Annotated in this window: 16 protein-coding genes and 2 tRNA genes; 5 read left to right on the forward strand and 13 right to left on the reverse strand. The window is 47.6% G+C overall.

The window, feature by feature from the left end:
* The coding region (locus F7D20_RS13080; protein ID WP_228114155.1) for a hypothetical protein at positions 1-207 on the forward strand (207 nt) is incomplete at its 5' end.
* A 27-nt stretch (positions 208-234) separates the two neighbouring features.
* Here F7D20_RS13080 and F7D20_RS08975 read toward each other — a convergent pair.
* Positions 235-307, reverse strand: a tRNA-Phe gene (locus F7D20_RS08975).
* Between the two features lie 178 nt (positions 308-485).
* On the opposite strand from F7D20_RS08975, the gene F7D20_RS08980 reads away from it, so the two are divergent.
* A tRNA-Pro gene (locus tag F7D20_RS08980) sits at positions 486-558 on the forward strand.
* Positions 559-563: 5 nt separating this feature from the next.
* Positions 564-1,511, forward strand: a complete 948-nt coding sequence (locus tag F7D20_RS08985) for a helix-hairpin-helix domain-containing protein (protein WP_158463754.1) — start codon at positions 564-566, stop codon at positions 1,509-1,511.
* Between the two features lie 54 nt (positions 1,512-1,565).
* On the opposite strand, the gene F7D20_RS08990 is transcribed toward F7D20_RS08985, so the two are convergent.
* From F7D20_RS08990 to F7D20_RS09010, 6 genes are all read right to left on the reverse strand, one after another.
* Positions 1,566-2,924, reverse strand: a complete 1,359-nt coding sequence (locus F7D20_RS08990; protein WP_158463755.1) for a sodium-dependent transporter — start codon at positions 2,922-2,924, stop codon at positions 1,566-1,568.
* 42 nt (positions 2,925-2,966) lie between these two features.
* Entirely contained in the window at positions 2,967-4,340 is a 1,374-nt protein-coding gene (locus F7D20_RS08995; RefSeq protein ID WP_158463756.1) for a sodium-dependent transporter, read from the reverse strand.
* 95 nt (positions 4,341-4,435) lie between these two features.
* The gene (locus tag F7D20_RS09000; protein ID WP_158463757.1) at positions 4,436-4,930 is read right to left on the reverse strand and encodes a CYTH domain-containing protein; all 495 of its coding nucleotides are present in this window, start codon (positions 4,928-4,930) and stop codon (positions 4,436-4,438) included.
* A 34-nt stretch (positions 4,931-4,964) separates the two neighbouring features.
* Complete coding sequence (locus tag F7D20_RS12940; RefSeq protein WP_022252096.1) at positions 4,965-5,114, reverse strand: hypothetical protein; 150 nt, start codon at positions 5,112-5,114, stop codon at positions 4,965-4,967.
* Positions 5,115-5,155: 41 nt separating this feature from the next.
* Entirely contained in the window at positions 5,156-6,277 is a 1,122-nt protein-coding gene (prfB, locus tag F7D20_RS09005; RefSeq protein ID WP_158463758.1) for a peptide chain release factor 2, read from the reverse strand.
* A 110-nt stretch (positions 6,278-6,387) separates the two neighbouring features.
* Positions 6,388-8,196, reverse strand: coding sequence for an AMP-dependent synthetase/ligase (locus tag F7D20_RS09010; RefSeq protein ID WP_158463759.1), 1,809 nt, complete (start codon positions 8,194-8,196; stop codon positions 6,388-6,390).
* A 133-nt stretch (positions 8,197-8,329) separates the two neighbouring features.
* Between F7D20_RS09010 and F7D20_RS09015 the strand changes: the two genes are divergently transcribed.
* The gene (locus tag F7D20_RS09015; protein ID WP_158463760.1) at positions 8,330-9,394 is read left to right on the forward strand and encodes a M20 family metallo-hydrolase; all 1,065 of its coding nucleotides are present in this window, start codon (positions 8,330-8,332) and stop codon (positions 9,392-9,394) included.
* A 43-nt stretch (positions 9,395-9,437) separates the two neighbouring features.
* Here the strand turns inward: F7D20_RS09015 and F7D20_RS09020 are convergent, their stop codons facing one another.
* The 6 genes from F7D20_RS09020 to dut all read right to left on the reverse strand — a co-directional run bounded on the left by F7D20_RS09020 (position 9,438) and on the right by dut (position 18,702).
* A complete protein-coding gene (locus F7D20_RS09020) occupies positions 9,438-12,728 on the reverse strand; it encodes an alpha-amylase family glycosyl hydrolase (RefSeq protein ID WP_158463761.1) in 3,291 nt (1,096 codons plus the stop codon).
* Positions 12,729-12,737: 9 nt separating this feature from the next.
* The gene (locus F7D20_RS09025) at positions 12,738-13,553 is read right to left on the reverse strand and encodes a starch-binding protein (RefSeq protein WP_158463762.1); all 816 of its coding nucleotides are present in this window, start codon (positions 13,551-13,553) and stop codon (positions 12,738-12,740) included.
* A gap of 258 nt (positions 13,554-13,811) precedes the next feature.
* Entirely contained in the window at positions 13,812-15,566 is a 1,755-nt protein-coding gene (locus tag F7D20_RS09030; protein WP_158463763.1) for a peptidoglycan DD-metalloendopeptidase family protein, read from the reverse strand.
* On the reverse strand, positions 15,567-16,472 hold the full coding sequence (locus F7D20_RS09035) for a DUF4292 domain-containing protein (protein WP_228114156.1): 906 nt from the start codon (positions 16,470-16,472) through the stop codon (positions 15,567-15,569).
* Entirely contained in the window at positions 16,454-18,220 is a 1,767-nt protein-coding gene (locus F7D20_RS09040; RefSeq protein WP_228114157.1) for a tetratricopeptide repeat protein, read from the reverse strand. The genes F7D20_RS09035 and F7D20_RS09040 overlap by 19 nt, the downstream gene beginning before the upstream one ends.
* Positions 18,221-18,264: 44 nt before the next feature.
* Entirely contained in the window at positions 18,265-18,702 is a 438-nt protein-coding gene (dut, locus tag F7D20_RS09045) for a dUTP diphosphatase (RefSeq protein WP_158463764.1), read from the reverse strand.
* 134 nt (positions 18,703-18,836) lie between these two features.
* On the opposite strand from dut, the gene F7D20_RS09050 reads away from it, so the two are divergent.
* Positions 18,837-20,174 carry a deoxyguanosinetriphosphate triphosphohydrolase gene (locus tag F7D20_RS09050; protein WP_022252086.1) on the forward strand — a complete coding sequence of 446 codons (1,338 nt, stop codon included), beginning with the start codon at positions 18,837-18,839 and terminating at the stop codon, positions 20,172-20,174.
* The last annotated feature ends 134 nt before the right edge of the window (positions 20,175-20,308 follow it).

A 20,308-nucleotide genomic window follows, 5' to 3' on the forward strand; every position in this document is an offset into this window, starting at 1 on the left:
TTGAAAGTATCTCTGATGGCAGTATCAACTGTGCCAATGATAATAGTCCTTGATTGTTCATGGTGCAAAGGTATAAATTTTTCTGTAGAATCAAAAAAATTTCCCCTAGATATATCGGGTGAGCCGTTACAACTTCCGAAGAAGAACAACAAAAGGAGCGTAAGAAATATTTTGGGTATCCTGCTTGAAGAGAAACAAAAAGGCTGACTCTCGTAAGAAAGTCAGCCTTTTGTGTGGTACCACCAGGAATCGAACCGGGGACACAAGGATTTTCAGTCCTTTGCTCTACCAACTGAGCTATGGCACCATTATAATTTATGCCTCACAAGGCGAGAAGCCTTATTTGCGGGTGCAAAGGTAACATTTTATTTTGGTTCTTGCAAATATTTCAGCAACTTTCTTTCAAAAAAGCAAAAAAAAGACATATTACTTGGACTTTTCATCCTATTTTCTTATCTTTGCAAGAGGTTTTAGAAAAAACCTATCGGGATTTAGCGCAGTTGGTAGCGCACTACGTTCGGGACGTAGGGGTCGGGCGTTCGAGTCGCCTAATCCCGACTTTTATGAGAAGTATATTCTATCTTCAACGCAACGATCGAAACGCAATTATCGTCATATTGATGATAATAGCTATCATTTGCTCACTTATTATCTTCATCGGAGGCGAGGACGACGGTTCCAGCTATGGAGCTGCCGACTCTACCCTCACCAAGCACCCGGAACGCGTAGACAAGGAACATCCTTTATATTATAAGGTAGACGAAGAGATACACGAAGTCTTCGCCTTCGATCCCAATACTGCCGACAGCACCGACCTGCTCAGGCTGGGGTTGCAGGAATGGCAGGTGAGAAACATCTACCGCTACCGTGCCAAGGGCGGTATCTACAGACGGCCCGAAGACTTTGCCCGTCTTTATGGTCTCACCAAGAAACAATACGAGACCTTACGCCCCTATATAATAATAGGTGAAGACTACCGACCGGCAGCCGACTACTACGGACAGCAAAAAGACTATGCTTACAGCCGACAAGCGAGAGAAGAAGGGAAAACGGAGAAAGGCCAAGCCACAGGCGAGAAAGGCGAAGAGAAGATTTACAGTTATCCACAGAAGTTGAAAGCTGGCGAGCATGTCAGCCTAAACTCTGCCGACACCACCGAGCTGAAGAAGATTCCAGGTATCGGCAGCGCATACTCGCGTGCCATCGTGAGATACCGGGAACGCTTGGGTGGATACGTCAATGCCAACCAACTATTGGAGATAGAAGGTTTCCCTGAGGAGGCGCTGTCATTCATGCAAGTAGAGAAAGACAAGATAACGAAACTGAAGATCAACAAGCTCACGATGAGTCAGCTTCGCCGACATCCCTATCTCAACTTCTACCAGGCACGCGACATCTGCGACTATCGCCGGCTGCACGGTCCCATCAAGAGCCTGCAGCAGCTATCGCTCCTCAAGACTTTTCCTCCTGCACAGATAGAACGTCTGGAACCTTACGTGTCGTACGAATAAGATACGAACTTGTTTCACGTAAGGTACGAAGATTGACAAATGACAGACGAAGCATTAAAGTACACCCAACTGATGCAGGAAAATAATGAGGATGCAGAGAGGGCAGACGAAACGTACCATGAAAAGATAAACGCCAAAGAACGTGCCACGAAGGGTTGACCAATTGGTAAACTCGTCATGCACCACTTTCTTTGGAATATACCATCCCACAAAGATACAGGTAAAGAAAGAAGCCATCGGCATGAGCCATTGTGCCGTGAAGTTGTCGCAACAGTTGAGGAACGACTTGCCAAAGAAGGTGAGTTCGGGAACCGCACCGCAAGACAAGGCACAGAAGACACCTATCACACAACAAGCCACCGTCTCTATCCAGGCTCCGCCACGGCGGGAAATATGCATCTCCTCATAGAAGAAAGCCGTACCTATCTCGTGCATGGAGATGGTGGAGGTAAGCGCCGCCAATACAAGCAGGGCATAGAAAAGCACCGAGATGACATAACCCACCACAGGCATGGAGGCAAAAGCCTCATTGAACACATTGGGCAGGGTGATGAAGATAAGCGAAGGACCGCTGTCGGGCTGCACGCCCACGGAGAAGGCTGCAGGAAAGATCATCAGTCCTGCCAGGATGGCTATCAGCGTATCGAGGAAAGCTATCTGTGTGGCAGTCTTGAGGAGATTGGTCTGACGGCTGAAATAGGAGGCATAGGTACAAAGACAGGCCGTGCCAAGACTCAGCGAGAAGAAAGCCTGTCCCAAAGCCTCTATCATCACATTCGGATCTACCTTAGAGAAGTCGGGCTTCAGCAAGAACTCCACACCCTTCCAGGCTCCCTGCAAAGAGCAGGAAGCAACTACCAGCACCACCAACAGCACAAAGAGCAGGGGCATCAGTATCTTGGAAGCACGCTCTATACCATTGCGTACACCCTTGACCACGACCACATGAGTCAGCAGGATGAAGGCGATGGTCCACAAAGTGGGCCGCACCGCATCCGAAGAGAAAGAGGCAAAGTACTCCTTTACGAAATTGGCATCGCCCTGCACCTCGGCCATGATGCTGGCATAAAGATACTGTAGGCACCAGCCAGCCACCACCGCATAGAAGCCCAGGATAATCATTGAAGTAAAGACACCCATGTAGCCGATAACGCCCCAGGGCTTGCCGTTGGAAAGATTCTTGTACGACCGCGCAGCATTGGCAGCAGAATGACGACCGATGATAAACTCAGCCACCATGCCGGGAATGCCCAACATAAAGATACACACCAGATAGATAAGAATGAAGGCTGCGCCACCATTCTGCCCTGTCATATAGGGAAAGCGCCATATATTGCCCAAGCCCACTGCCGATCCTGCCGTGGCAAGGATCACGCCCAACTTGCTGCCAAAGCTGCCTCTGCTGTTTTCCATTTTCTCTCTTTTTTATATGGTTGATATGATTGATTTACCCCTTTACAGGATGCCTTCGAGAAGTCCCAACTGATTGAGGAACACCAAAAGGATGAGTACCGGGCACACGAAACGCACCAAGAACAGATAGACGAAGAAGAGATTTCCCTTCAATGTTCCCCAGTTGGTAAACTCGTCCCTGACCAGCTTCTTGGGCACATACCAGCCTATGAACAGACAGGTAAGGAAGCCTGCTACAGGCAGGAACACCTGCCCCGTGACAAAGTCGAACCAGTCGAACAACGACTTGCCGGCAAACGTGAGCGCATCTGTAGCCCCTAAAGACAGCGAGCAGAAAGCACCTATCACCGCACAAGACACGGTGACAATCAAAGCGCCACTCTTGCGGCCTACCTTCAGCTCCTCATAGAAGAAAGAGGTGTTGACCTCATGGAGTGACATGAGCGATGTAAGAGCCGCCAAGGACAAAAGAACATAAAACAACAGCGAGATTATCCAGCCCAGGACAGGAACTGCCGCGAAAGCCTCATTAAAGACATTGGGCAGAGTGATGAAGATGAGTGACGGGCCACTATCGGGCGAGACACCCACAGAGAAAGCCGCAGGGAAGATCATCAGTCCGGCAAGTATAGCCACCATGAAATCGATGACTGATATCTGCAGAGCGGTCTTGAACAGATTGGTCTGTCGGCTGAAGTAGGAAGCATAGGTACAGATACAACCCATACCGATGCTGAGCGAATAGAACGACTGCCCCAAGGCACCCAAGAAAACGCCGTTGTCCACCTTGGAGAAGTCGGGCTTCAGCAAGAACTCAACGCCCTTTCCGGCATTAGGCAACAGGCAGGCAGCCACCACGATGATAAGCAGGAGGATGAACAAGACGGGCATCATAATCTTTGACGCCTTCTCGATACCTCCACGAACACCATGGATAATCACAAAATGACAAATCAGAAAGATGACTACCGTCCACATGACAGGTCGTACAGGATCGGCAGAGAACTCCTTGAAGTACTCTGCCACAAAGGTTGGGTCGCCATGCAGCTCGCCCATGATGCTGGCATACACATATTGTAGACACCAACCCGACACAACGGCATAATAGCCCGTAATAAGGAAACCGGTAAGCACCTCCAAGTAGCCCACCCACTTCCAGGCCTTGCCTCTCGACAGCTTGGTATAGGCACGGGCTGTATTTGAAGCGCCATGACGGCCTATGATAAACTCGGAAATCATACAGGGGATGCCCAAAAGAAGCATACACCCTATATAAACCAAGATGAAGGCTGCGCCACCTTCCTGGCCTGCCATATAAGGGAAGCGCCATACATTGCCTAAACCTACAGCACCACCCGCAGTAGCAAGAATCAATCCTATCTTGCTACCAAAACTACCTCTATCTAATTCTGTCATTTTTATCCTTTCTCTATAATACGACTGCAAAATTATAAAATATTTTGCATATAAACGTATAAATTGAAAGTAAAAATGCAAAATTAGTAAAAAACCTATTCTTTTGGCAGACTTTCACGCCACTTAGAAAAGGGATTTATCAAGAGGTGAGAGTTATAGAAGCGCTTGTCGCCCGTCACCTCACGACCTATGAAGTCGGGCTTCTCGTAGGCCTCATCCTCACTGTCCAGTTCCACCTCTGCCATGACCAGTCCCTGGTTGTCGCCATAGAACTCGTCGACCTCAAAGACATGGTTGCCACTTTTTACCAGATAGCGACGCTTGTCGATGACGCCACCCTGGCACAACTGCAGCAGATGCTGTGCCTCATCGAGGGTTATCTCTTTCTCGAACTCATAACGCGTCATACCGCCATTCACCGACTTGCCCTTGATGGTAAGGTAAGCCTTGTCGTCGCGTGTGCGCACTCTCACCGTAGCTCCCTTCGCAGGAATATAGCCCTGCTGAATATGACTATCAGAAAAGGCGGCGCTCTTGTATGCGTCGCCTTTCTTGACAAGGAACTTTCTCTCTATTTCCAGTCCACTCATTGTTTTATTTTCTGTTATATCAGGATATGTTCCGTTACACGATGGTAGCCGAATAGATGGCAAAACAAATGGCCAATGCTATCAGCACGAAAAATATCCACTTGATGATTCTCTCACCCTTTTCAGCCTGCTTCTTCTCGTAAGCTGCATGCTTTGACTTTCTTAATTCTTTGTTACTACTCATAGTCGTTCTATATTATTAGGTTATTACTATTCTACATTCTCTTATTCTTCATTCTCAGAGGGGAACTCCATCAGGTAAGCCTTGATGAATCCGTCTATCTTGCCATCCATCACGCCATCGACATCGGAAGTCTGATAGTTGGTGCGATGGTCCTTGACACGACGGTCATCGAACACATAACTGCGTATCTGGCTTCCCCACTCTATCTTCTTCTTGCCTGCCTCTATCTTCGCCTTCGCCTCAAGGCGCTTCTTCATGGCGCGGTCGTAGAGTTGACTTTTCAAGAGAAGCAGAGCCTTGGCACGGTTCTTAGGCTGGTCGCGCGTCTCGGTATTCTCGATGAGGATTTCCTCTTCCTCGCCTGTGTCGGGATCTGTATACCAATAACGTAGACGAACACCCGACTCTACCTTGTTGACATTCTGACCTCCGGCTCCACTGGAGCGGAAAGTATCCCAAGACAACTTGGCTGGGTCTACATATACCTCAATAGTCTCGTCGACCAAAGGCGTAACGAAGACACTTGCGAAACTGGTCATACGCTTGCCCTGAGCATTGAAAGGCGACACACGCACCAGGCGATGCACACCATTCTCGCTCTTCAGATAGCCATAGGCATACTCGTTTCCTTCTATCGTCATGGTAACACTCTTGATGCCAGCCTCATCGCCTTCCTGCATATCGGTAATGGTCACTTTGTAGCCATGAGCCTCAGCCCAGCGCATATACATACGCATCAGCATGGAAGCCCAGTCCTGACTCTCAGTACCACCGGCACCTGAGTTGATCTTCAGCACACAGTCCATCGGGTCTTCCTTCTGGCGCAACATGTTCTTCAGTTCCAAATCCTCAATGGCCTTGATGGCCTTGTCGTAGTCGGCATCCACCTCTTCCTCGGTCACCATTTCGTCTTTGTAGAAGTCGAAAGCCAACTGCAGCTCGTCTGCATACTGGCGCACGGCCTTGTAGCCGTCTATCCACTTCTGTATACCCTTCACTTTCTTCATCTGTTCCTGGGCATACTTTGGGTCCTCCCAGAAATCGGGAGCCTGTGTGCGGAGTTCTTCTTCCTCGAGCTCCACCTGTTTCTGGTCTATATTGAGATAGCGATGCAGGGCGTCAGCGCGCTCCATCACATCCTTCAATTGGTCAGCTGTTATCATTAATTTATTATAAATTATTGAACTCTGAAAAGTTCAGAAGTTATAGAAGTTAAAGAAGTTATCACTCCTTCGGTCGTTAGAAGTTATAGCCAACAGCCTTATGCTGCATGTTACTCCTCATACATCTTGTCAATCTCTGCCTGATAGTTCTTATTGATAATAGGGCGACGAATCTTCAGCGTGTTGGTCAACTCGCCCGACTCCATAGAGAAGTGATGGGGCAAGAGGGTGATGCGCTTGATCTGCTCGTAATAGGCCAACTGCTGCTGCAGGGTATTGACACGCTCCTGCAACATCTTCTTCACCTGCTCGTTGGCACAAAGATCCTCACGACTGCTAAAGGCGATATGATGCTCACGTGCCCATTCCTCTACAAGGCGGAACTCCGGTACGATGAGTGCAGACACAAACTTGCGCTGGTCTGCAATGACTGCCACCTGGTCGATAAACTTGTCAACAAGCAACAGCGCCTCCACCTGCTGTGGAGCGATATACTTACCATTGGATGTCTTGAACAAGTCCTTGATACGCTCGGTGAGGAACAACTCGCCGTCCTTCATATATCCGGCATCGCCAGTACGGAAGAAGCCCTCCTCGTCGAACACCTTGGCATTGGTGGTGTCGCGATGATAATATCCCTTTGTAATGGTTGGACCCTTGAGCAATATCTCGTTGTCCTCACCTATCTTGATCTGGATGCTGGAGATAGGGCGACCAACAGAACCGATGGTAAACTTCTTGTCGAGATGCACACAAGATACCGTAGCAAGACTCTCGGTCAAGCCATAGCCTACGACCATGCCAATTCCGATAGAGAGGACAAACTCCTCGACTTCCGGACTCACATAGGCACCTGCCGTAGGGAAGATATTAGGATGTTCCAAGCCCAACTGCTTACGCACCATGCTCAGGATGGTCTTGTTGATAATCTTATATTCCAACTCGAGTGTCAAAGGAGGACGCTTGCCATTGGCAATATACTCTATGTTGCGCTTGCGACCTACGGCAAGGGCATGATAGAAAAGTTTCTTCTGTACAGAACCAGCCTCATCCATCTTGGCCTTTACGGCTATATACACCTTCTCCCAGAAGCGGGGCACGCTGCTCATACAGGTAGGATGTACCTGGCGCATGCTCTCCTGAATCTCGTGCGGATAAGTGTTGATAATCAACTGTGCTCCCTCGCTCAAACAGAGGTAAGCCCATCCACGCTCAAAGATATGGGTAAATGGTAGGAAGTTGATGACACGGTCTTTCTCAGAGACAGGCACTACCTCGTCGTTGGCTCTCAGGGCAGCATCATACTGTCCATAGGTCAGCATGACTCCCTTGCTGTCACCGGTAGTACCACTGGTATAAAGGATGTTAGCCATATCATCCATGCTTGCCGACTGATACAAAGTCTCCACCTCAGTCTGTCGAGGCAGGTTCTCGCCCAACTTGATGAAATCCTTGAAGTAAAGGGCAGCCGGGTCGTGAGTACTGATGCGCACGCTGGAGTCGAAGATGATGATACGCTCCAACGAAGGACAGAGAGCAAAGACACGATGTGCCTTGTCGTACTGGTCCTGCTCGCCTACAAAAAGGAAGCGCACCTGTCCGTCGTTAATCATATATTGTATCTGCTGCTCGCTGCTGGTAGCATAGAATGGAATCGAGCACACCTTGATGCCATAAGCACCAAAGTCGGTATAGAGATAATGCACGCAATTCTGGGAGAAAACAGCAATCTTGTCATGCGGCTTTGCACCGATGTTCAGCAAAGCATTGCTCACTTGTTTCACTCTCAGCGAAAACTGATTCCATGACACAGACTGCCACTTGTCGCTGCCAAACTTCTTGAACGTAAGTGCAGTTTTATCGCCATATTTATTGGCCAAATCGTGAATCAGTACCGAAAGATGACTTTTGACTTGCATAAGCATAATGTTTAATTATTGGATGCAAAGATAATAGAAAACATTAAGAAAACAAAATAAATCGGAATTTTATTTTGTCCTTATCCCGTTTTAGCTTAACTTTGCATCACAAATAAGACTAAGAGAGACAGATATGATGACACAAGAGGAATATGTAAGAGACGCCATCGGGTTGCTCAGCCAGCTGATTGCTACCCCTTCGACAAGTCGCAACGAGAAAGATGCCGCCAACATTATGGAGAAAGCCCTTCGCAACTATGGTTTCACGCCACATCGTGAAGCCAACAATGTATGGGTGATTGACCCACACTTCGACGAGCAGAAGCCCACTTTGCTACTCAATGCCCATATAGACACCGTGAAGCCTGTCGATTCATGGAGGCGCGATCCCTTTGCTCCTACAATAGAGAGCGACACGCTTTATGGTCTGGGCAGCAACGACTGTGGAGGCGGTCTGTGCTCACTACTGCAGACTTTCCGGATGCTGACAGAGAAAACACAGAACTACAACCTTATCTATTTAGCATCGGCCGAAGAGGAAGTGTCTGGCAAAGACGGCATCAGCCGAGCCTTGCCTCTCTTGCCAAAAATCGACATGGCTATTGTGGGTGAGCCTACGGGCATGCAGCCTGCCGTGGCAGAGAAGGGACTGATGGTATTAGACGTGATAGCGCACGGAAAAAGCGGACATGCAGCCCGAAACGAAGGAGTAAACGCTATCTATGAGGCATTGGATGACATGCGCTGGATTCGTGATTACAAGTTTGAGAAGGTGAGTCCTTTCTTAGGTTCTACCAAGATGACACTTACCGTAGTCAACGCAGGAACCCAGCACAATGTGATTCCCGACACCTGCACCATGCTGGTGGATATCCGCACCAATGAGTTCTACGACAATGAGGAGTTGTATCATTTTATCTGCCAGCACTTGAAGAGCGAAGTAAAAGCTCACAGTTTCCGTCTAAAATCATCCCGTATTGATCCTGAGCATCCTCTTATTAAGAAATGTGTAGCCATGGGAATGAAACCTTTCGGTAGTCCTACCCTTAGCGACCAGGCGCTGATGCACTTCCCTTCGTTCAAGTTAGGTCCGGGCGAATCCTCCCGCTCCCATTCTGCAGACGAGTTTATCAAAATCAGCGAAATAGCTGATGCTATCGCCAAATACAAAGAGCTCTTAGATGGCGCTGCCATCTAAGAGCTCTACTCTATTCATCTATTATACCTTAATATATATGACATTACAAGGACTTACCAATATAAGCGAAAGGAACGGTGATATTGTCGGCATCTTCCTTCTCGTATGTAGTAGAAGGATCCTTAGAATAAGGCTGATCGGCATTGTCACTCATACTTGTGTCGTAAGGCAGACTGTCCATACCACTTGTACCAAAGGTAGCTACTAACATCACACCCAATCCCTTGCTTGCCACATCGGCAGCTGTAACACCAAGCTTAGCTAAAGGAATCGAGATTTCATAATGGAAATCGTATTTGGAAGACTCGTGTCCTAAGGTATTGAAATCGACATAAGTAGATGTACCCTTTGTCATATCACCGACAAGACGGTTCTGTGACTCTCCATAACATTCTTTAATACCCTTTATCGTCTTGCTGAGAATACCCATACCATACTTCACAACAACACCTGTCTCTTTATAGGCAACCTCTTCCAAAGCATTCAGTCCTGCGCTGCTTCCACCATAAATGAATGGACCATTGGTGTTATTGGTTGAGAAAACCACCACCTTGTTAACTGGGCTTTCGCAAGTAATACCACTATCCCAAAGAGTACCACCCGCTGTAGTCTTGCAACTATTACCTATTCTTGTAGAGGCATTGTTTGTGTTGATGCCGATAAAGAATGGCATATTGTAATTAGGGAACAGGACACCATTATTACTGAGTGGGTAATCAGCTTCTGGAGCTACCACATCCTGAACATTGGTCATCTCCCACATCAGATAGAGGTTATTGTCGTCATAGCAACCATAAAGCGCATAGAGATCGACAGGAATCTCGTGCATGGAAGCATCCATATATACACGTGGGTCGTCATTGGCAGCACCCTGTGCTATAATCATACTCTCATCCCAATCGCTGATGTCACCATCTACAGTAATGGTTTTCTTAACACCTGCACCATTTGGATTGGTCTGATACTGAGCATCCAGATTCTGTGGATCAGGGGTAGGTGTTGGAGTTGGAGTTGGCTCTGGTTCTGGAGTTGGAGTTGGCTCTGGTTCTGGAGTTGGAGTTGGCTCTGGCTCTGGTTCTGGAGTTGGCTCAGGCTCTGGTTCTGGGTTTGGAGTTGGTGCCACTACAGCACCTTTGTTTACTACCTTTTCAGCAGAAGCATTTGCGCCATTGATAGCAGTACCAGGAGTACCATCGTTGATAAAGAACTTAGCATTGAGGTATGCTGTAGGAATCGTTGCCTTATACCATCCTGTCTTACCATTATGAGAAGCAGAAGCATCGTAAGTCATCTTTACACCTGGCCATACAGAAGAAGATGTTTTACCATTATAGAAGTAGCAATACACATTCTCCCAGTTGGAAGCGTTATCGAAGTAAACATACTCTGGATCAACGATCTCATCTTCATGTACCTTGGTCACAGTATTGCTGTATGTTCCGTCAACATAGTAGCCGTGGTTGACAAACTCCACGTCAGCAGTTATCTTATTTCCATTACCATCCAAGAAAATGATTTGAGTAGGAGCACTTGTCTCGGTGCCATCATAAGTCCACTTGAAGACATTCTTTCCAGAAACACTCTTACCTACAAGAGGCAACTTTTTATTGATAGCATCATTCCATGCACCAGCATGCTGAATTACAGGACTAACCTTGTCATTCCATACATATACGGCTGCTGCCGCATTAGATGTCTCCAAGAAACAGGAGATTTCATCAGCCTTACCCAATTCTGGAACGTAAGCCTTCACCTTCTTGTAAGTGACCGAACCTGTTTCTGTCTTGCCTTCCTTGTCGGTTGCACCCCAAGTGATAGTGACATTCTTACCATAGGCAACATCAGCACCTACAGTAAACTGCTTGGCTGCAGTAAAAGTCTGCTTAGCACCATCATTCACCTGAATCCAGGCAGAAACAGCATTCAAAGGAGTAGCAGTCACAGTGAGAGACTCATCAGAGAAGGCTGTACCATCAGCTGGATTGAAAACAACCTCAGGAGTCAGCACGACAGGACCAGCATTATAGATGACAGCAATACCTGACTCGCCAACATGACCAGAGATTGTAGAAGCATTGACGGTGAAAGCACCACCGCCTACCATATCCTTATAAGTACCAGACTTGAGCCACTTGCCGTCGCCAGCACCATTGGCTACAGTCACGTCACGGTCAGAACCACTTCCCAATACGATAATAGCGCCACTCTTACGAACCTGAGCACAAACGCCATTACCTTTTACATAATAGTTAGGCTCGCCGGCACAAACATTGTGCATGTGGTTTACCTGAGCCACTTCGGCATCTTTGAAGTGAACACTTCCCTTATCGCCAAATCTGATATCATTCTTTGCCTTCTGAGCAGGACGGGAGAAATAAAGAGCGGTAGCTCCATTGTTACCTGCAACAACAGCATACGCACGGTCGATAACATTCTGGCTTTTATTCTTTGACTCACCACCATCGTTGGCATAAGTATCATGGCTTTCACCCCAATAAACCAACTTTTCTGTCTTTGCCTTTCTCTGATTGAAATTACCTACTGACTCGTTGATAGAACCACCGGCAAAGGAATTGGCAAATCCATTACCATAACCATTATCAGTAATGCTCATGTAGGTCTGATACTCTGGGAAAAGGACATTATCATCACCACCAGTACTGTCAAGGATCTCACCATAGTTGTACATCTCCTGATCCACCACATTCTGCATAAAAGAGTCACCCTCAGAAGGCAAGCCGATGTGCTTGATAGCATCCCAACGGATACCATCCACGCCACAGGCTTTCAAGTCCTGAATGTACTGTTTGATGATGGCTTGCACAGTAGGATTGTTGGTATCGAGGTCCCACATTCCAATCATACCAAATGTAACCTGATGGCGGTCGTGCCAGTTACCCACACCAAATCGTTCATGATAAAGACTCTCATCCAGTAAGCGTTCAGCCACGTTACCATAATCGGTATGATTGGCAACAACATCCACAATCACCTTAACACCATACTCATGAGCCTTAGCACAGAGAGCCTTCAGGTCTGCTTCAGAACCAAGTCCATTACCTATCTTAAAGTCGTATGGACGATAAACATCATACCAAACGGATCCTTTACCTGCTCTCTCATGAACAGGAGATGTCTGAACGGCAGTAAAGCCTGCCTTGGCGATATTAGGAATTTCTTCCTGGATATCTGCCAACGTCCAGTCGAAACAATGAAGGATGACACCATCCTGAATATTGTCTTTAAGACCGTATTTGTTGTCTGCAAAGATGTTGGATGCCATGCTGAACAGCATCACCAACATCAGGAGACCATAATTGATTGTCTTTTTCATAATCTGCTATTATTTTCTGATGATTACTTTCTTACCATTGTGAATATAGAGACCTGGCTGAGCAGGCTTGCTGATACGCATACCTGTCAAGGTGTACCAAGCATTATTCTCTGCCTTCTGCACCTCCTGAAGAACGGTGTTTTCGATAGACGTAGCCTGTCCGTTTACATAAACCGTCTCGCCTGTGAGAACAGAGCCATTCTGTCCGTTGTTGATTACGAAATAGCCTGTGACAAAAGCAGCAGGGACTTCTACTGTATAATAGCCCTTCTTGCCATTGTTCTCAGTCTCGTTGTCAAGACTCATCTTCAATCCAGGCCATTCCTGAGCCGCCTTTGTACCGTCGTAGATATAGCAATATACATCTGCGAGGTTGGCTGTGGAATTATCGAAGAAGACCATTACCTTGCCTTCAGGGCCTGGGGTAATCGTCTTTTCATATTTACCTTCTACGTAATAACCATGATTCTTGAATTCCTGATCACCGCCATTCAGTTTCTGCTCACCATCATGAGTAAAAATCACACCAGTAGGAATTTCAGTACCAGCTGTATATGTCCATTTAAAGACATTCTTGCCACCTTTAGTTCCCACCAGGGTCATGGCATCTCCAGGCCAAGCAGCAGTAGTAAACTGTTTTACCTTGTCATTCCAGGCCCAAATCTTGGCATTATCATAACTTGTCTCCAAGAACACGGAGATCTCATTTTCTGTAACTATTGGCGTATAATCATCGGCGGTAACAGCAGCGAGAGCATTTCCCGGAGCCATCATCATGCCGAAAAGCATTGCCAAAGTACAAAGCATCGTAGAAAATTTTTGCATAAAATAATATGTTAAGTTGATAAGTTATTAGTTCAAACGTTGGCAAAAATAGAAATAAGTTTTGATAGACCACTAAGTTTATCAGGAAAAAAACGCTTATTCCATGAGCAATCGTTTGCACGGTTTCAAGGAAATCCACCATATTATTGAAGCAATACAAAAAAGAGGTAGTGCTCACTTGGGCAAGTAAGTACTACCTCTCCTTCAAAGAATATTTTAATCTAACTTTCGCATGTACGGAAGTTAGAGAAGTTTACATTAACGGGCAAGCCATGCCTCGGGATTGAGTTTGGCTGTTTCCTTGCGCAACTGGAACTGCAGGATGTTGTCGGCACCCACGGCACCTAAAGCCTGACGGGTACTTACCTTCTGGCCCTTGTGAACACTCACCGACTTGAGGTTACAATATACAGAGATATAGGCACCATGGCGGACAAGGACATTCCACATGCCTCCATAACCAAAGACGGCACTTACCTCACCATCGTAGATGCTACGAGCCACGCAACCGGGTTTGCCCAAAAGGTTGATACCCTTATTGTCGAGGGTAACGCCGGAAAGACCCTGTACATTGTATTGTCCGAAATGACTCACTATCTTGTAAGTTCCTGTGATAGGCATAGGAAGGCGACCACGGTTGGCCTCAAAACCTCCACTCAGCATACGGTCTACCGTACTGAGAGTAGCAGCATCATTGGCTTCCCGGCGGGCGCTTGCCAACTCTTTGCGGTTGCGTGCCTCATCAGTTTTTGCCTTCAACTCTGCAGCTCGTCTGTCGGCCTCAGCCTCACGAGCAGCCTGTTCAGCTCTGGCCTGTCGGTTGGCTTGTTCAGCAGCCTCACGGGCAGCCTTCTCTGCACGGGCACGTGCCTTATCCTGAGCTCTGGCCTTAGCACTGTTTTCGGCTTGCAGACGAGCTTCCTCCTGGGCCTTACGAGCCAACTCCTGAGCCTTACGATTCTCTTCTGCAGCACGCTGACGAGCCAACTCGGCCTCACGTTCCTTGCGCCGTGCCTCCTCTATACGGCGGGCATTCTCACGCGCCTCTGCCTCGGCCTGTGCCTTTCGACGAGCCAGTTCCTCACGCCTACGCTGCGCTGCCGCCTGAGCTTCAGCCTTACGCTTAGCCTCAGCTGCCGCACGGGCACGCGCTTTCTCTACCTCAATGGCTATCAGACGGTCAATCTGCGCATTGATAGCAGCATCCTTCTTGCGCTGATCAGCAATAACAGCCTGAATGGTTTTCTGTTGCTTCTGCAATCCCTGCACCACTTGCTGTTGCTCGGTCTGCTTGCCTTCGAGCGCAGTTTTCTCTTGCTGACCTTTATATAAAAGGTTGTTCTTATGTCCCTTCACCACCTGCAGTTGCTTGTGCTTCTCGGTCACCTGCTTCTGCTTGGCCTTTACCGCCTCGCCCTGTGCCTTCTGATAGGCAGAATACTGACGTATGAACGACAGGCGGCGATACATCTGCGTAAGGTTCTTGGCGCTGAAGATAAACATGAGCTTGTCTTGCACAGAGTGATGACGGGTCATATAGCGCATAGAACGGATATACTTGTTCTTTCGGTCCTGCAACTGCTGTTCAAGGGTTTTGAGCTGAGTATTAAGCAAGCCGATATTGCCATCGATGTGGTGGATATCCTGCTGTATACCATCGATGTTCTTCTGTCGCTGGTCGATTTCGCCATTAAGCACCATGAGGTCTTGCAGACGTTTCTTCACGTCGGCCTGATTGCGGCGGAGAGCTCTCTCCTGCTCCTTGATTTTCTTTTGTATGTTGGCACGCTGTCCCTGCAATCCTCGAATGGAAGCATTGCTATAGGCGGCTTTCTTCTCTGCCCGTGTGGGAGCCTTGGATTGGCGCCTTTTCACAGGCTTCTTTTTTGAGGTTTTCTTTTGGGTTCTTACCGTTCTTGCCGTTGTGGCAGTCTTCTTTCTTTGTGCAGTCTTCTGCGCATAAGGAGTCAAGACAAACGACAAGGCCAGAATAATCAATAATATACGTTTCATTTACAGACTCATTATTTTATTCAGCACGTCTTCTGCCGATACTTGCTTGTACTTGCTCGAAACTTCGGAACGCGACTCCCAGTTGCTGTCGGTCTTCACCTCGTTCATCTTGATAACGAGATTGACCTCCTTCTTCTGGCGGGTTGCATTAGTGACAAGAGTCATATCCAACAAGGCTGGGAACATCTTGACACCTACGGCGCGGAAGTTGTCATAACGAATATGCACTCCCGATGTGCCATGCTGCGAACTGACATACTCCACGTCGGCTTTGTCTATACGACCTGTGGCACGCTGGGAAGTCCAGGCATACGTCATGTTGCCATTCTTCAAGGTGACTGGCACTTCGTTTCCCTCTACAGCCAAATCGGCATCAAACTTCTTCAGATCAGACTCCTTCACCTGCTTGGCTCCAGGCAAGAGAAGCTGATTCCAGAACAGCGCCTGCAACGAATAGAAGTTGATGCCCTGCTTCTGCAGGAAGTCTACATGATTATAGTCGGCCTTAATATACTGTTTGTGATAACGGTCGATGATGAGCACATAATCGGGGGTAAACTCCAGACGGCCAACCTCGAAACCCAGGATGGGAGCATACAACTGTAGACGTATCACATCGTCCTTACGCATTCGAAGCGCACCATCTACCGAAATTTTCTTCTCTCCCATGCGGATGGTGAAGTTTATGCTGCCCGTAATGTTCTTGGCGTACACCTGATTGTCGGACACCTTCTGTACAAAAGCCAGTTTCTGCATGCGTTCGGTCTCTACACTTTTCACCTCCTGATGTGGCAAGTTCTTGTTGCTCACGCCATCAGAGATAATTTGTTTCTTGGTGCCACACGATGCCAGCAACATCAAGGGCAGACAGAATGCTGCCAGTTTCATTATTTTGTTTTTTTCCATTTTCGCTTATATTTAATGATTTCACTTTCTGTCATATATTTCCTGCACTCGATTTTCACCTTCAGAGCATCAGGGTCCTGGCTGCCTTTCTGTGCCTGCTTCCAGTAGGCCACAGCCTGGTCGGTAAGTCCGTTCATAGCATAAATGTCGCCTGCATGCTCAATAACGGTACTGTTGTCGGCCGTTGAATCACTATACGCCAAGGTTTGGTCGATATAGGTTTTGGCCTCGGCATAACGTTCCTCCATAAAGAGAATCCACGCATAAGTATCAAGATAGGTGGAGTTCTTGGGCTCTGCCTTGATGGTCTTGTAGCTCATCAACTCTGCCTTCTGCAGGTTCTTGCCCGTCTGACTGATGTAGTAAGCATAATTGTTGAGTCCTGGAACATTGTCGGGTTTCCAATGCAGACAGGAATCGTAAGCGGCAAAAGCTTCTGCCTGACGGTTCTTGCCATGAAGGATGTCGCCCATGATCATATAAAGGTCGGACACCAAATCGGGAGAGCTCTTGCTGTTGATCTGTCCCACTCCGCGGCGGAACTCTTCGAGCGTGGCATCTTCCTCATGCTTCATATAGTGCGCCATACCGCCAAAGTAATAGAATACCATCTCTTCCGGATTGTAGTCATGGGCAGCATTAGACAGGCGGATAACCTCGTCGTAGTCTTTCTTTTCCCATAGATTCTGAATGAGTTGGATGCGCGACTCACTACGGTCGGGAGCTATCTCAAGCACCTTGCGGTAAGCGGCATTGACCGTATCCATCGGCATTTTCTTAATATTCATATAGGCAGCACGGAACTCAGCGATGTCTGCCGAGGGCTTGGGCTGAGACAGCATTCTGTCGAAAAGAGCGATGACTTGGGTTGAATCGGCACCATGGCTCTCGTTATCCTGTATGAACGAGCGAATCATCATCAACTTGGTATCCAGGTCGGTCTTCTTGCCCAACAGAATGCGGTCGAGCATGGCGTGAGCCTGTTCTTTCTGGTCGGTGGCATTATAATAGTCGTAGAGCGACATCTGGGCATACGAGTTGTCAGGCTCTTCTTCGAGCACATGGGTAAACAACTTGTAGGCCTCTTTCCGGCGCTGGTGTTCCATAAGCCAGTTGCCCAACATGGTTTTATAAATCATATCAAGCGGATGCGCCTCGGTCAGCGACTTGAGTTCCTTGTAGGCTGACTTGGAATCGTTCATCAACTCGTAGATGTGCATCTTCTCAAGCGTAAACTTCTCGTTCTCGCCCTCTTCTGTCTCCAAGCGGTTGAGGGTTTTCAGCATCTGTGGATATTCTTTCTGCTGCTGATAAAGGCGCAACAGCATATAGAGCGCATCGGTATTGTCGTGATTCTGAGCGAAGATGCCTTCATAAGCTTCGATAGCCTTGTCGTACTGCTGGTTGGCAACATAATACTGTGCCATCCGCTCGCGAAAGGTAAGATTGGACGGAGCCAAGGTGATGGCACGCGCCAGACAGTCTTGAGCCAAGGAGTCTTGCTTCATCTGCTGATAGTACATCGACTGATAGAAATACACCTCAGCAGCACGTGGATTGATCTTGCGGGCATGCTCAAAAAGCTCGAATGCATCGCCGTAACGACCCAAAGCCTGAAGACGGGCCGCCTCCTGAAAGAAGTAGTCGTAACGCTTGCGGTCATTGCCCGTCAAACCATCGGCAGCCTGCACGGGCATAGCTGTCAGGAATGCCATAAAGCTTATGAAGCCCAAGAATACTTGTCTCAAAATATTGATTCTATTCACAACAGATTAATTGAATGTATCTATATTTATTTTACACCTGTATGACCATAGCCACCAGCACCTCTCTCGGTTTCATCGAGCGTCTCTACTTCGATGAATTCAGCATTTTCGTGCTTGGCAATCACCATTTGGGCAATACGCTCACCATCATTGATGACAAAGTCGGTCTGCGAGAAGTTGATGAGCAGAACCATGATCTCGCCTCGATAATCGGCATCAATAGTGCCTGGGGTATTAAGAACAGTAATGCCATGTTTCAATGCCAACCCACTGCGAGGACGTATCTGTGCCTCGAAGCCTGCTGGCAAAGCCATGAAAAGACCTGTAGGTACAAGCCGGCGTTCCATGGGGTGAAGCACGATAGATTCGTCGATATTGGCACGCAGGTCCATACCTGCGCTCTGGGGTGTGGCATAAGCTGGCAACGGCTGATGCCCACGGTTGATAATTTGTACTTTCATCATGTTCATTCTTTTAAGATGCAAAAATAATGTTTTTCGGGCACATTTAGGCATTTTCATGACGAAAATGATAGATTTTATAAAAAATAAATGCTTTTTTATTTTGTATTGTGTCAGGATTGCTGTATTTTTGCGATATGGAATGGATTAAACTCATATCTAACAAGCGTTTCGGACAGGAGCATAAGCATGCCGAGCGCCACGACGACCGGTCGGAGTTCAAACGCGACTACGACAGGCTCATCTTCTCGTCGGCTTTCAGACGACTGCAAAACAAGACTCAGGTTTTCCCCTTGCCTGGTTCTATCTTTGTACACAACCGACTGACCCACAGTCTGGAAGTATCGAGTGTAGGAATGTCATTGGGCAACGACATCTCGAAACGTATCATAGAAAAGCGCCCAGAACTGAAGGATACTCTCTTTGAGGAAATAGGAACTATCGTGAGCGCAGCCTGTCTGGCACACGACTTGGGCAATCCTCCTTTCGGCCATTCTGGAGAGAAAGCCATACAGACTTTCTTCAGCGAAGGAGCAGGAAAAGCAGTAAAAGAGCTGGTTTCACCGGAGTTTTGGCAAGATATTACTCACTTCGAAGGCAACGCCAATGCCTTCCGCATACTGACCCACCAATTCAAGGGAAGACGCAAAGGCGGCTTCGTCATGACCTACTCCATGCTGGCTTCTATCGTAAAATATCCATTCGCCAGCCAGTTGGCTGGAAGTCATGGCAAATTCGGTTTCTTCACCTTGGAAAAGGACTCGTACCAGAAAGTGGCCGATGAATTGGGCATTTTTTGCAAGTCAAAACCTGGTGAGCCTCTAAGATACGCCCGTCATCCGTTGGTATATATGGTAGAGGCTGCCGACGACATCTGCTACGAAATCATGGACATCGAAGACTCCCACAAACTCAAGATCCTGTCTTACGAAGAGACGGAGAGACTGCTGTTGGGATTCTTCGACAAGGAAACCCAAAATAAGATTAAGGAGCGAATCAAGGAAGAAGGCGTGACCGACGAGAACGAAAAGGTGGTCTACATGAGAGCCAGCGCCATCGGCCGACTGGAGAACGAATGTGTAACGGCCTTCCTGGAGCATGAGAAGGAGATTTTGGCAGGAACATTCGAGGGAAGCCTCATCGACCATATCGCCGAACAACAGCGAAATGCCTACAAAGAATGCGAGAAGACTTCGTTTGCAAAGATTTACCACAGCAAGCCTGTACTCGACATCGAACTGTCAGGTTACAAGATTATGGCTACACTTATGGAGGTGTTTGTCAATGCAGCTATCACGCCCGAACGTTTCGACTCTCAACAACTGTTGCGACGGGTAAGCAGTCAGTACGACATCAACAACGAGAATATAGAGGAGCGAATCATGGCTGTCATCGACTATATCAGCGGAATGACCGACATTTACGCCCTCGACATCTATCAGAAGATAAACGGTATCAGCCTGCCTATCGTATAGGGCGTGAGGGAGAGAAACGGAAAACACGAACGCATATTTATACTGTATATTCATGCGATAATTGTCCGAAAAGCGCCACATAACTGGGAAAAAGAATCTGCCCAACTGGAAAAATATTTTTTCCCAACTGGGAA

It is taken from the genome of Segatella copri (assembly GCF_009495355.1).
GTDB lineage: Bacteria > Bacteroidota > Bacteroidia > Bacteroidales > Bacteroidaceae > Prevotella.